Origin of the sequence: Mesorhizobium sp. M1A.F.Ca.IN.020.04.1.1 (genome assembly GCF_003997315.1) — a bacterium.
Taxonomy (GTDB): Bacteria; Pseudomonadota; Alphaproteobacteria; order Rhizobiales; family Rhizobiaceae; genus Mesorhizobium.
The window spans coordinates 23,975-38,021 of the sequence record NZ_RZSN01000039.1 but is presented as its reverse complement, the minus strand read 5'-3'; the positions used below and the strand labels follow the sequence as shown (position 1 = coordinate 38,021).

Sequence of the window (14,047 nt, the reverse complement as noted above, 5' to 3'; positions counted from 1 at the left end):
TGCTTCAACAAGCTCAAGCATTTCAGACGCTTCGCCACACGCTTCGATCGTCGCGCCGGCCACTTCCTCGCCTTCATCCATCTCGCCGCAGCTATGTTATGGATGCGCTGAATGTCGATTCAGCCTAGTCCTCCTCCTGGTCATTAGGTTCGCCAGACCATACGAGAGAATACGAAGGAAATGGGCTGGCGAACCACCCGCTACGTGTTGATTTCCGGTAGAAAACGACGACCCTCAGCGACTAACATAATCGTTATTCGCCAATGGGTTACGGAGCGGTCCGCCGAAATTGATTCAAGAGTTGATCTAGCCCCTCGTTGACCGTAGTGAGCTTCTAAAGAATGGCGGCTCTGCGCCTCATCTCGGCCGCAACGATGTTGACTGCAGTTGCCTATAAGCCGACATCTGATTGGAGGTCGCGCTAGACAATCCACGGTGGCGCCACGACGTGCAAGTGATCCTGATACCATACTCGGTAGGCCTGCGACTTGGACGATATCTGCCGCAGCCCGATTAAGGCAGGCGCTCGCCATTTCGCGACGCGGCGAAGCTTCTGGTCCGCGATAGCCTCCGATCCAGCTATTCGTACCGACCGTTTTCGCCGGAACAACGTTGTTCGAAACATATGCGGAAATCACGTCTGCCATGAGTTCCAAAATTGCATCTTTCGAGGCGTCGTCGGTCATTTCTCTCTCCTCTGATTGACCGTGCATCTTGTTCACTGCGCCACGGCTCTTGACGCGAAGCGTGGCCCAGTCGTGACATCGATGATCTCTGGTGTCGTGCTGTCGACGCCGCCGTCCCAGCCGCCGCCGAGCGCCTTGTTCAATGCTATATAGTCGGTGGCGATCGACACTCGGCTTTGGAGCAGAGTGTCATCGGCTGAGTAGGCCGATCGCTCGGCATCCAGCACCTGGCCAGAACCATGGCGAACATGGTGAGCGTGTTGATGGAATAGCGTGGGTGTCGGTACGCATTGATCTCGACGCTAAGCGGTCCTCCCTCCCATGATACTCATTGTGGATCGTGGCATTGGCTTCTGCGCGTATGAAATACGGCAGGACGTCATCGCAGGACCAGCCGTGATTGCCGAACTGAGCCCACTGGTCATAGTCGCCCGAGTTTCCGCGAATGTAGACCATGTAGTTGAGGATACCTGAGCCGCCGACTACCCGGCCTCTTGGATAGGCGATGCGCCTATCAAATAGTTCACGCTGGTGCGTGGTGGAAAAGGTCCAATCGGACCTGGAGTTCTGCATCCATGAAAGCGGCTCCCGGAATGTGCGCGAGCCTGCAGTCCGGTTCGTCGCCCGCCTCGATCAGGAGGACCGTGCGATCTGGATCCTCAGTTAATCGGTTGGTCAACACGCATTCGGATCCGGCGCCGACGATGATGTAATCGAACGACATCGTGACCACCCTTGGGCCGACATGGCACGCCCGAGGAGCTCTAGCCTCTCGACGCGGCATAAGCGAACACTAATATTGCGGAGAACGCGCTGCGGCAGTTTTATATTCGCTGATCGTGATCTGATCGCCAGCGCCGCCGGAGACATTGTTAGATCTTCGCCGTTCCTCGTCCATGCGAAAGATAGATTGTCGAGAGTTATCCCGCCCTGCAGCGCGGCTGTGAACGGCTCACTGTGCACCTCACGGTGGTCCGATCATCATGAACCACCCAATCCGACTGGACGATCTCTATGCACGGCTCGATCCGAGGCGCGCCTCGCCGCATCTCAAGGATCTTTGAGCCAACCAGCCCAGTCGCTCCGGTGACGATTAGGGTGCGGCCTGCCATCATAGACCGGTATGCTGCCTGATCATTTCCAGTCGTTCCGCCTCCGGCAGGGTTTGGTGCAAGACAAAAGCTTGCTCAGCATCGGAACCCAAGAGATACATGACTTGGCCGGTTTCGTCGTCGCCGCCCGGAAATGACTTCGGCGATCGACTCGGGAGTGGAATAGTTGTTGCGCCGTTCCTCCATAGCTGTAGTGACCCTGCAAGGCGTTGGGCCATAGGCACCCGGACCATTTTCAAAGGTCATGGCCGCGGATCGACCGGCGAAGTCGGTGGCCACCCCGCGGTTACGCGCTAGCTCGGCCCTGGTGGCATAGCTCCTGCCAGTTCTCACTTGGCACTGTTTCGACATGCAATAAATTTCAAAATACGAATTTTATCGCAGCGACGTTGACGGGGGATCGCAAATCCCATATGTCTGCTTGCGAGAGATTTCTGCAGATGAAATTTCTTGCAGCGAGCGATAGAACCCTATCGTTCTGGCTAGACAAGCGGAGGAGAGATATGAAGAGGGTTGGATTGGCCAGCGCGCTGAGCGCGGCCACTATGGCAGTTGCGCTCATGGTTACGGGCGGCGCATCCGCACAAAGCAAATTCCAATGCAAGCCGGACGAAACCTATGTCATGAACGTCATGGTGTCTGCGCATCCCTATTGGGTCCCGGTCTACCAGGGTTTCAAGCAGGCGGCGCAGGCAATGGGCTGCAAGACAGTGTTTTCCGGCACGCCGGACTATGACATCACCAAACAGATCGCGTCGTTCGAGCAGAATCTGATCAAGAAGCCGGCCGGCGTGCTGCTCCACCCGATGCAGGCCGATCCGTTCATCGAGCCGATCAACAAGGCGATTGCCGATGGCACGACAGTGGTCACCTTCGCTGCCGACTCGCCGAAGTCGAAGCGCGTCTCGTACATCACGTCGGACAACGTGGCCGAGGCCAAGTTTGCAGCGGAAGAGATCGTGAAGCAGGTTGGCGACAGCGCCGAATATGCTGTGCTTGAGAATCCCGGCCAAAGCAACCACGACTTGCGCGTGACCGCTCTGATCGACTATTTCGCCAAGAAATACCCGAAGATGAAATTGGTCGGCCGGCAGGCTACCAACCAGGACGCCAACGCAGCCAACAAGGCCGTCGCTTCAATGCTGCAGGCGAACCCGAACCTGAAGGCGCTCTGGATTCCGGAGGCCGGCTCGGCCGAAGGCGCCGTTGCTGCCGTCCTGGAGGCGAAGGCGAAAGTGCTAATAATACACGCCGACATCACGCCGGCGACGCTGGAGCAGATCAAGGCCGGCAACATCCACATGGCGCTGAGCCCCAACCAGGTTATGCAGGGCTATCTGGGCTTCGTCGCGACATTCATGGCGGCTCACCCCGATCTGATCGATCCATTCAACGACTACAAGGCGTCAGGCTACAATCCGATGGGTATCCCATTCGCCGACAACGGCTTTGCCGTCATTACCAAGGAGAATGCGGACTCGTTCGACTTGAACAAGTACATGGAAGGTCGCGATCCAGCGTAAGATCACACGTCCCCAGGCCCGCGTCACCTCCCAGGACGCGGGCCAACACTTCCTACCTTGTCGTGGACGCAATGGATAACTCCGTCATCCTCAAGATATCGAATCTAAGCAAGTCGTTCGGACCTGTCGCGGCGCTGCGAAGTGTCGATCTGGAGCTCCGCCGTGGTGAAGTCCACGCTATCGCCGGCGAGAACGGTGCCGGAAAATCGACCTTAATGAAGATCATCGACGGTATCCTACGTCCCGACAGCGGCGAGATTTTCATTGACGGCAAGCTGGTTTCGATCTCCTCGCCGACCGAGGCTCAGAAACTCGGCATCGGCTTCGTGCACCAGGAAATCGCGCTGTGCCCGGACATCTCGGTCGCCGAAAACATCTTCATGGGCGTGACAAACACCAGCAAGGCGCTGCTGATGAGGTACGCCGAGCTGAAGGCGCGCGCCTCGACCATTCTTAAGCAATTGGGCGACATCGACTCATCGGCGCTCGTGGGCGTGCTTTCGATCTCTCAACAGCAACTCGTCGAGATCGCCAAGGCACTGACGCTCGATTGCCGCATCCTGATCTTCGATGAGCCGACCGCCGCACTGACCGAACGCGAAGCCAAGATACTGTTCGAGATCATCCACAGACTGGCGGATAAGGGCATCGCCATCATCTACATTTCGCATCGAATGGCCGAGATTTTCGACAATTGCGACCGCGTCACCGTGCTGCGCGACGGCCAACACATCACTACGCGAGACATCAAGGAGACGACGCCAGAGCAGGTGGTGGCAGCGATGGTGGGGCGCATCATCGACAAGCTCTATCCGGAGAAGCAGCGTGATGACGAGAAGTCTCGGGAGATCATCCTTGAGGTGGCTAACCTCTCGGAAAAGACGCGCTTCCGCGACGTTTCCTTTCAACTTGCGAAAGGCGAAATCCTGGGTCTTGGCGGCCTGATTGGCGCGGGGCGGAGCGAAATCGTCAAGGGCATCTGTCGCCTCGAGGGCGATGTGACTGGCGCGGTGGCCTTGCATGGCCAGGCGCTCTCGCTGGTGAATTATGGCGACAGCATCGACGCCGGCATCGTCTATCTTTCGGAGGACCGCAAGGGGGACGGCCTGTTCCTCGACATGTCGATTGCCTCCAACATTTCGGCGCTGGCGGTCGAGCAGGTGGCGTCTCGGCTGGGGCTGATCGACGACGCATTTGAGACGCAGCGCGCGGAAGAGCTCGGACGCAGGCTGACGCTCAAATGCGGTCATGTCGGCCAGCCGGTTTCGGCGCTTTCCGGCGGCAATCAGCAGAAGGTGGCGATCGCCAAGATGCTGTCAGTCGAGCCGAAGGTTATCTTTCTCGACGAGCCGACGCGCGGCGTCGACGTCGGCGCAAAGGCGGAGATCCATCGCATCCTGCGCGACCTCGCGCGCGCCGGGGTCGGTGTCGTGGTGATCTCGTCGGAGCTTCCAGAACTGATAGGCATCTGCGATCGCGTGCTGGTGGTGCGGGAAGGCCGAATAACAGGTGAGGTCACCGGCGAAAAGATGACGGAGGAGAATATCATGTACCTGGCATCCATCGCCGACGAGCGGCCGCACGCGTCATGAGCGCCGAGAAATTTATGGCCACGACTACGAGCCCCCTGGAAGGTGAGACCGGCTCCGCCGCAAACGCGCTCGGCCGATTGCTCAAGATGCGAGAGACTGGCCTCATCCTCATCATCGCGGCCATGTTCGTGGTGATGTCCCTCGCGTCGCCCTATTTCCTGACTTGGGACAACATGCGGGCAATGGCGATGGCCTTCGCTGTCGAAGGCATCGTTGTCGTCGGCATGACAATCCTGCTCATCTCCGGTGGCATCGACCTGTCGGTCGGCTCGGTGACCGCGCTCGCGATGGTGATCGCTGGACTGCTCTTCCTCGAAGGCCTGGATCCCTGGACTGCTTCGCTGCTTGCCATCGCAGCGTGCACGGCAATTGGCGCGGTGATGGGCTTCTTCGTCACCAAGGTCGGCCTTCACCATTTCATCGTCTCGCTGGCGGTGATGGTCGTCGCGCGCGGGCTTTGCCTCTTGGGGACAGGCGGGCGACCGCTGGGCCTCTACACGCTGTCGCCGGAGTTCAAGTTCATCGGGCAGGGGTCCATAGGGCCGATGCCGGTCGTCATCGTTATATTCATCATATTCGTTGTGGCGTTCGACTTCATGCTGCGGCGCACGACTGTCTTCCGCAAGGTGTTCTACACGGGCAGCAACGAGAAGGCGGCAGCCTATTCCGGCATCCGCACCAGCAAGGTGATCTTCCTCACCACGACGCTGTGCGCGACCCTGAGCGGTGTTGCGGGGATCATCTACATGGCGCGCTTCGGCTCGGCCCAGCCGACTTTCGGCGTGGGCATGGAACTGAACGTCATTGCTGCCGCGGTCATCGGCGGCGCCAGCTTGAAGGGTGGCTCAGGCACGGTTCTCGGCTCGATCCTGGGGACAATACTGCTGTCTGTGGTTTCCAGTTCGCTCGCCCTGCTGGACGTCTCCGTATACTGGCAGGACATTATCCGGGGCTCGATCCTCCTGACCGCGGTGACGATCGACCATTACTTGAACAAGCGTCGCGGCTGATCGGGATCGGACTGGGACATGGCTGACGGCAGAGAAGAGTTCGAGACGATCCGGCAAATACACACGGTGCTGGTGCTGCATTTCATGGACGGCATGAAACAGAACGACATCGCGGCGGCGCTCAACCTGTCGCCGTCCAAGGTGAACCGACTGATCGCGCAGGGCCGCAAGCTGGGCATGGTGAAGATCGCCATCGAAAGCCCGTTCCAGTTGCTGGTCGATATTGAGAGGCAACTGGCGGAGTTCGCGGGGCTTGCGAATGCAGTGGTGACGCCGACTGTGATAGGCAGCCCCGACAGCACATTGCAGCAAGTCGGGCGCGCGGCAGCATACCAGTTGCTCGAAACATTGCGCGACGGCGATGTCATCGCCATTACTGGCGGCAAGGCGGTGAGCGCCGTGGTCGAGAACATCCAGGCCGAACGCACTTTCGACATAACAGTGGTTCCGCTGACTGGCGGCGTCCAGGGCAAGCACTACACGGACGTCAACCATCTGGCGACGCGCCTGTCCGAACGGCTTGGCGGCTCCACACTTCTGCTACACGCTCCGCTCTTCGCGGAGAGCCCGAAACAGCGCGACCTGCTTATGGACATGGCTTCGGTTCGGAAGGTTTTCGACGTCGCCCGAAATGCCGCCGTCGCGCTGGTTGGTATCGGCTCGATCCAGAATCCGGGGTCGAGCTACTACGATCTGCATCCGACCTCCAGCCCCGATCGCGAGACGCTGCTCGAGAGCGGCGCGGTGGGCGAATTTCTTGCGCATCTTATCCGTGAAGACGGGACGATCGCCGACTATCCGCCCAACTCGTGCCTCGTGGCGCTGAACCCTGATGATCTCGCGCGTTGTCGGGTGGTGATGGGCGTGGCCTCCGGCGTCGAAAAGGTGCGCCCGATCCGTGCGGCGCTGAACGGCGGATATGTAAAATCGCTCGTCGTTGACGAGGACACGGCCAATGCCGTTTTGAACAATACCGGGAGCATTCGTAATGTCGCATGAAGTTTTGACCCGGCAGATCGGCCGTTCCCGTATCGAGGCATCGGCGGTGGGGCTCGGCACCTGGGCGATCGGCGGGTGGATGGTGGGCGGGACCGACGAGCGCCAATCCATCGACGCGATCCGTGCCTCCATCGACGAGGGCGTATCGTTGATCGATACGGCGCCGGCATATGGTCAGGGCTTGTCGGAGGAGATCGTCGGCAAGGCGATCAAGGGTCGGCGCGACAAGGTTGTGCTCGCCACAAAATGCGGTCTGGTCTGGCACACGACAAGGGGCAATCATTTCTTCGACTACGACGGTTGTCCGGTACATCGTTATCTCGGCGGCGACTCGATTGCGTTTGAAGTCGAGCAGAGCCTGAAGCGGCTCGGCACCGACCACATCGACCACTACATCACCCATTGGCAGGACCCGACCACGCCCGTCGCGGAGACGATGGAGGCGTTGCAACGCCTCAAGACACAGGGCAAGATCCGCTCAATCGGCGCCAGCAACGTTACATTGACCGACGTCGAGGCCTACCTCGCGGCCGGCCAGCTGGACGCGGTCCAGCAGGAATACAGCATGGTCTGCCGCGACCTCGAAACCAAGCTCGCGCCTTACTGTATCGAGAACGAGGTCTCAATTTTGAGCTACTCGTCGCTGGCTCTTGGCCTGCTGTCGGGAAAGGTCGGTCCTGAACGCGTTTTCGAAGGCGACGACCAGCGCAGGAATAATCCACGGTTTTCCCGGGCCAATCGCGAAAAGGTCGCGCGGCTGATGCAGGAAATCCGGTCGATTGCCGCCGCGCACGAGGCAACCAAGGCCCAGATCGTGATCGCCTGGACTTTGCAGCAGCCGGGCATCACCTTCGCATTGTGCGGCGCGCGCAACCCGGAGCAAGCAAGGGAAAACGCCAAGGCCGGGCGAATCCATCTTTCCAGGGAACATATCAGCCGGATCAGCGAGGCAGCGAAACGCAATCTGACTGATCTCGACGCCTGAATATCGAAGGACAACCCGAAAAACGATCGGACCGCCTCCAGCAGTCAACGGCGAAGCTATGCCTGAACAAAGAGACGAAAATCTCGAGAAAATTCACCTCAACGGCGCTTTCGACGTCATCATTCTGGGTGGCGGCATCAACGGCATCGGCGTGTTCCGCGATCTGGCATTGCAGGGCCTGCGCATCCTGCTGGTCGAGCGCAGCGACTTCTGTTCGGGGTGCAGCGCGGCGCCTTCGCGCATGATCCATGGCGGACTTCGCTATCTAGAGAACGGCGAGTTTGAACTCGTGCGGGAATCACTGCGCGAGCGCGATGCCTTGCTGGTGAACGCGCCGCATATGGTGAGGCCGCTGCCGACGACCATCCCCATCCGCTCCGTCTTCTCAGGACTTATGAACGGCGCCGCCAACTTCCTGGGCGTTTCCGAGACGCCCTCAAGCCGCGGCGCGCTCGCAGTCAAGGCCGGTCTCGCCCTATACGACTGGACGACCCGACACCGCCGAATTCTCCCGCGACATGTCTTTCGCAACGCGCAGCAGACATTTGCCCAGTGGCCGGGCCTGGACCCGAAGCTGCGCTACTCGGCCACCTACTACGACGCCTGGATAAGCTACCCGGAGCGGCTCGGCGTCGAGCTTCTCCTCGATACCGCGCGTTTCGCCCCGGAAAGCGTTGCGCTGAACTACGCAGAACTGTCACGCGAAGGCTCAAACTTCGTGGTCACCGACACCGTCACTGAAGGGCGCTTCACCGTATCCGCCAAGGCTGTGGTCAATGCCACTGGTGCGTGGGTCGACGAAGCCGTCGCAAAACTTAGCGGAGACGTAGTTACCGATGACCGTATCGTCGAAGGGACGAAGGGCTCTCACCTTATCCTCGATTGCGAGCCTCTTTACCGGGGGCTTGGCGGTCATATGATCTTCTTCGAAAACGACGACGGACGGGTCTGCATCGTATTTCCCTATCTCGGCAGGGTTCTTGCCGGTTCGACCGACATTCGGGTGAGACAGGCCGAGCGAGTGCGGTGTGAAGCTGATGAGCTGGAATACATTCTGGGCGCGGTCCGTGCCGTGTTTCCCGGTATCGACGTGAACTGCTCGCATGTCGTCTACACTTACAGCGGCATCCGTCCGCTGCCGAAGAGCGACCATGCCTTCACCGGACGAATTTCGCGCGGACATTTCGTACACCGGCTTGACGGCGAAGTGCCGCAATTCTGTATGATCGGCGGTAAGTGGACGACATTCCGGGCGTTTGCGGAGCAAACGGCCGATGCTGTGCTGGCCGAACTGGGAAAGCCACGCCTGAGATCGACCATCGCCATGCCGATCGGCGGCGGCAAGGGCTTTTCGGATGACGGCGAAAGTTTGATGGACGAGCTGGTTCGGGATTTTGCAATCGCCCGCTCGCGCGCTTCGCACCTGGTCGAAGCCTACGGTACAGGTGCGCGCGAGGTCGCAGCGTTTTGCAGAGGGCGCGACGACGATGTGAAGCTGGATGCAGCCACCGAAATCACGCAAGCGGAGATCGTCTTCCTGTGCAGACATGAGTTCGTGGTCGATCTTGCGGACCTGCTGCAGCGCCGTACCGGCCTCGCCATCCGAGGAAGCCTCTCGACAAACCTGGTTGGACGCGTGGCCGGCATTCTGGCAAAGGAGAGGCGCTGGGATGCAAGGCGCCGGCACTCCGAAATCGATGGTTTCCTCGACGCACTCGACCGGTATCACGGTGTCTCACGGGGGACGCTCGACCAACGGACACATGACAGGAGTATCGCATGCGCGTGAGCAGCAAGGCCCGCATGAATCGCATGTTCACGAACGGCAGATGCCTCGATGTGGCGCTCGACCACGGCGTTTGCAACGAGCCAAGCTTTCTGGTCGGCCTTGAAGACATGCCGGGCGTCGTCGACGCGTTGATCCGTGCCAAGCCCGACGCCATACAGATGGCCTATGGACAGGCTGACCTGCTGCAATTGCGTCCGGAAAAAGACAAGCCGGCGCTCGTCATGCGTATCGATATGGGCAATCCGTACAATGCTCAACGCCATCGCGTCATGTGGTCGATGCTGCAGAATGCCGACGAACCGGTCATCGGCGCGCTGGAAATGGACGCGGCCTGCGTGGTGGTCAATCTCTTCATGTTGCCGGACGAGCCTGAGCTTTTCCGCCAGTGCGTCGAGAATATCAGCCGCGTGCGCGCCGCCTGCCACCGCTACGGCATGCCATTGATGATCGAACCGCTTGTTATGCTTCCCAACGACGTGCGCGGCGGCTACCAGGTCGATGGCGACGCCGAGAAGATCATCACTCTGGTGCGTCTGGCGTCGGAAATGGGCGCCGACATTATCAAGGCCGACCCGACCGAGAATCCAAACGATTTCCACAAAGTCGTCGAAACAGCGAGGGTTCCAGTGCTCGTGCGTGGTGGCGGCAGGGAGGATCTGAAGATCGTCCTGAGTAAGTCGGCGGCTATGCTGAAGGCCGGCGCGAAGGGGTTGGTCTACGGTCGCAACGTCTACCAGCATGCTAATCCGAAGGCAGTCGTTAGCGCTTTGATGGCGCTGATTCACAATGAGGCCAGCGGCGAAGAAGCCTGGGATATCTACAACCGTGGCTGATCAGGAACGTTACCTGCTCGGCCTCGATGCCGGCAACACAGTTATCAAAGCCGTGCTGTTCGACCTGGCAGGTCGGCAGATCGGCATGCATGCCATCGACGGCCGCTCTCATACGCCGCAACCCGGCCATGTGGAACGCGACCTTGATGAACTGTGGGCGAACGCCTGCGAGGCGATCCGCATTTGTCTCTCAGCAGCCGGGATCGATCCGTCGGCCATCGCGGCCGTAGGCTGCGCCGGCCATGGCAACGGCCTCTATCTGATAGACGACGCCGGCCGACCGCTGCTGGGGATCCAGTCGCTGGATACCCGCGCCGCCAATGTCGCGGCGTCGCTTAATGCGAGGGCGGGCGACGCGCTGCATGCGATCTGCCTGCAGAAGCCCTGGCCGTCGCAAACCCCGACTTTGCTGGCCTGGGTCAAGGCCAACCAGCCGCAGCTTTACTTCAGCGCGCGCACCGTAATGCTGTGCAAGGACTTAATCACCTTCCGACTTACCGGCGAAAGGGTGAGCGATGTTTCCGACATGTCGGGCGCCGGCTTCGTTCGGATGCCGGATGCCGAGTATGATGGTGAACTGCTGGCGCTCTACGGCCTGGAAGACGCCAGGGCAAAGCTGCCGCGTCTACTCGATCCGGCCGACATTGCCGGCGTAGTGACGACCGAAGCGGCGGCGCAGACCGGCTTGGCGGCGGGCACGCCGGTGATCGCAGGCTACTTTGACGTGGTATCGAGCGCCACGGGCGCCGGCGCAATCGGAGCAGGGGAGGCGTCGATCGTCGCCGGGACGTGGTCGATCAATCAGGTGTTCTCAACAGCACCTGTCGTCGATCGGAACGTCTTCATGGTTGCACGGTTTGGTCCGGGTCGCTTCGTCAACATCGAGGCCAGCGCAACTTCGGCGGCCAATCTCGAGTGGTACGTTAGGGAACTCGTCGAGCGCGGGCATCATCACGACGACCCGTTCGGACACTGCAACGAGCAGATCGGCAAGGTGACGCCGGCGACGGACGATCCGATTTTCCATCCGTTCCTCTATGGCTCGCGCCTGGGTTCCGATTTTCGCGCGGGCTTCTACGGGCTGACCGGGTGGCACCAGGAAGGGCATTTGCTGCGCGCGCTTTTCGAGGGGGTTATGTTCGAACACCGGCGGCACATCGAGGTGCTGACGAAAGCCGGCGTTACCTTTGACCGGGCCGTGCTCTCCGGCGGCGGATCGCGCAGCCCGCACTGGCCGCAGATGTTCGCGGATGGTCTCGGCGTGCCGATCACCGTGCCGGAAGCGCGCGAGACTGGCGCTCTGGGCGCTGCGATAGGAGCCGGGGTTGCGGCCGGCCTGTTTGCCGACTACGAGGCCGGCATCGCCGCCATGACGCGGCCGCGCACAGTGTACCGGCCGGACCCTCGGTTAAGGCTTCACTATGATCGGCGCTATCGTCTGTCCGGCGAGATTGCCAACGTCATGCGCCCGTTATGGAACGATCTGGTCTCTGGACAACGCCCGGCATGAGCCAACGCCTGGATATAGGATCCTTCGACTACGTCATAGTCGGCGCAGGCTCGTCCGGCTGCGTGCTCGCCAACCGGCTGAGCGCCGATCCGGCGAAACGCGTGCTGCTTCTGGAAGCTGGCGGATCGGACAACTATCCCTGGATCCACATCCCGGTCGGCTACCTCTATTGCATGGGCAATCCGCGGACCGACTGGGGCTATCGCACCACCGAAGAGCCTGGTCTGAATGGCCGCTCGCTTGCCTATCCACGCGGCAAGGTGATGGGCGGCTGCTCGTCGATCAACGGCATGATCTACATGCGGGGCCAGGCGGCCGACTACGACCACTGGCGCCAGCTCGGCAATCGCGGATGGGGCTGGGGCGATGTATTGCCGCTGTTCAAGAGGTCCGAGGACCATCAACGGCTGAACGGGGCCTTTCATGGCCAGGGCGGAGAGCTTCGCGTCGAGCGCCAGCGGCTCTCCTGGCCGATCCTCGACGCGGTCCGCGAGGCGGCCGAGGAACTCGGCGTGCCCAAAGTCGACGACTTCAACGCTGGTGACAATTTCGGCTCGTCCTATTTTGAGGTGAACCAGAAAGCCGGCTTCCGCTTCAACGCAGTGCGCGCCTTCATCCGTCCGATCCGCAACCGCAGGAACCTGACCATCCTGGCCCAGGCGCACGCTGAACGAATTGTGCTCTCTGGCCGCAAGGCGACAGGCCTGGAATTTCGACACAACGGGACGCCATCATCGGTCGAGGTTTCCGGTGAACTGATCCTGTCGGCCGGCGCCATCGGCACGCCGCAGATACTGCAGCTGTCCGGCATCGGGCCGGGTTCGCTGCTGCAAGGGCATGGCATCCAAGTGCAGCACGACCTGCCGGGCGTTGGCGAGAACCTGCAGGACCATTTGCAGATTCGCACGGCCTTCAAGATCGCCGACGCTCAGACACTGAACGAGCGGCAGGCAAGCCTGTGGGGCAAGGTGCGGATCGCGTTGGAATACGCATTTTGGCGATCAGGTCCGATGTCGATGGCGCCAAGCCAGCTCGGCATCTTCATGAAATCCGATCCGCGCTTCGAGACAGCCAATATCGAGTTCCATGTCCAGCCGCTTTCGCTGGAGGCATTCGGCCAGCCGCTGCACAGCTTCCCGGCGATCACGGTCTCGGTGTGCAACCTCAGGCCCGAATCGCGTGGGACGGTGCGGATCGTCTCGCCGCGCTCGGAGGACCATCCGGCGATCGCGCCGAACTACCTCTCGACGGATGGGGACCGCGAAGTCGCCGCTGCCTCGATCACGGCGGCGCGCCGGCTCATGGCCACGAAGCGGATGGCGCGATATCGACCGGAGGAGTTCAAGCCGGGCGTCCACATCCAGGCGCCTGAGGAACTCGCGCGCGCCGCCGGCGACATCGCCACGACGATCTTCCATCCCGTCGGCACCGCCAGGATGGGTGCGGACGATGCCGCCGTCGTAGATCCCGAATTGAAGGTGCGCGGCTTCGAAAGCCTGCGTATTGCCGACTGTTCCATCATGCCCACCATTGTGTCAGGCAATACGCACGCCCCTGCGCTAATGATCGCGGAAAAGGCGGCTGAGTTGCTTTTGAGGGTTCGCTAGTATCGCAGACGCCCTGTTGGGCAATTCCTATGGTGCGATTGTCCTGTGAGCGCAACGAGCGTTAGTCGACCCAGCGCTCCCGTCTGCATAAGACCGGAGCCAAGCTATGTCTCCCCTCGAAACCCATCGTGCCCTTCTGAATCATTCCTCCGCCATTACGGAGCGGGCAAGGGCCTTGCGTCTTGAATTCAGACAGAGCGTTGAGGATGCTCGCTCTCAATCGCAGGAACGCATAGCGCGTTCCCGTCATCTTCTGGCGACGACCAAGGTGCGCTCGTGGTGGCCCAAAAAAGTTCAAACTGAGACACGGATCATGCGGCTTGGTCTCGCGCGAGGGCACCTCAGGCTCGGCAGATGGCACCTTTGCCCTGCAGCGGGAGGGGATAGACAAACTACAACGC

The 14,047-nt window shown here is 60.6% G+C and carries 10 protein-coding genes and 2 pseudogenes; 10 read left to right on the top strand and 2 right to left on the bottom strand.

Going from position 1 to position 14,047, the window contains the following annotated elements; genetic code table 11:
• Positions 1–111, top strand: a pseudogene (locus EOA49_RS11100) (IS5/IS1182 family transposase); the annotation flags it as partial.
• A 607-nt stretch (positions 112–718) separates the two neighbouring features.
• Here the strand turns inward: EOA49_RS11100 and EOA49_RS11090 are convergent.
• Positions 719–913: pseudogene (locus tag EOA49_RS11090) on the bottom strand (RND transporter); the annotation flags it as partial.
• Positions 914–1,209: 296 nt separating this feature from the next.
• Positions 1,210–1,410, bottom strand: a complete 201-nt coding sequence (locus EOA49_RS11080) for a GMC family oxidoreductase N-terminal domain-containing protein (RefSeq protein ID WP_164746964.1) — start codon at positions 1,408–1,410, stop codon at positions 1,210–1,212.
• Positions 1,411–2,301: 891 nt separating this feature from the next.
• Between EOA49_RS11080 and EOA49_RS11075 the strand changes: the two genes are divergently transcribed.
• The 9 genes from EOA49_RS11075 to EOA49_RS11035 all read left to right on the top strand — a co-directional run bounded on the left by EOA49_RS11075 (position 2,302) and on the right by EOA49_RS11035 (position 13,646).
• The gene (locus tag EOA49_RS11075; RefSeq protein WP_127215090.1) at positions 2,302–3,321 is read left to right on the top strand and encodes a substrate-binding domain-containing protein; all 1,020 of its coding nucleotides are present in this window, start codon (positions 2,302–2,304) and stop codon (positions 3,319–3,321) included.
• A 71-nt stretch (positions 3,322–3,392) separates the two neighbouring features.
• Entirely contained in the window at positions 3,393–4,913 is a 1,521-nt protein-coding gene (locus EOA49_RS11070; RefSeq protein ID WP_127241784.1) for a sugar ABC transporter ATP-binding protein, read from the top strand.
• A gap of 14 nt (positions 4,914–4,927) precedes the next feature.
• Complete coding sequence (locus EOA49_RS11065; RefSeq protein ID WP_127215088.1) at positions 4,928–5,923, top strand: ABC transporter permease; 996 nt, start codon at positions 4,928–4,930, stop codon at positions 5,921–5,923.
• Between the two features lie 18 nt (positions 5,924–5,941).
• Positions 5,942–6,922, top strand: coding sequence for a sugar-binding transcriptional regulator (locus EOA49_RS11060; protein WP_127215087.1), 981 nt, complete (start codon positions 5,942–5,944; stop codon positions 6,920–6,922).
• Positions 6,912–7,907 (top strand): aldo/keto reductase, encoded by a 996-nt coding sequence (locus EOA49_RS11055; RefSeq protein WP_127243150.1) that lies wholly within the window; start codon positions 6,912–6,914, stop codon positions 7,905–7,907. The genes EOA49_RS11060 and EOA49_RS11055 overlap by 11 nt, the downstream gene beginning before the upstream one ends.
• Before the next feature lie 58 nt (positions 7,908–7,965).
• Positions 7,966–9,696, top strand: a complete 1,731-nt coding sequence (locus EOA49_RS11050; RefSeq protein ID WP_127240982.1) for a glycerol-3-phosphate dehydrogenase/oxidase — start codon at positions 7,966–7,968, stop codon at positions 9,694–9,696.
• Complete coding sequence (locus EOA49_RS11045; RefSeq protein WP_127215084.1) at positions 9,687–10,529, top strand: class I fructose-bisphosphate aldolase; 843 nt, start codon at positions 9,687–9,689, stop codon at positions 10,527–10,529. The genes EOA49_RS11050 and EOA49_RS11045 overlap by 10 nt, the downstream gene beginning before the upstream one ends.
• Complete coding sequence (locus EOA49_RS11040; protein WP_127240983.1) at positions 10,522–12,039, top strand: FGGY-family carbohydrate kinase; 1,518 nt, start codon at positions 10,522–10,524, stop codon at positions 12,037–12,039. Before EOA49_RS11045 ends, EOA49_RS11040 begins: the two co-directional genes overlap by 8 nt.
• Entirely contained in the window at positions 12,036–13,646 is a 1,611-nt protein-coding gene (locus tag EOA49_RS11035; protein ID WP_127240984.1) for a GMC family oxidoreductase N-terminal domain-containing protein, read from the top strand. Before EOA49_RS11040 ends, EOA49_RS11035 begins: the two co-directional genes overlap by 4 nt.
• The last annotated feature ends 401 nt before the right edge of the window (positions 13,647–14,047 follow it).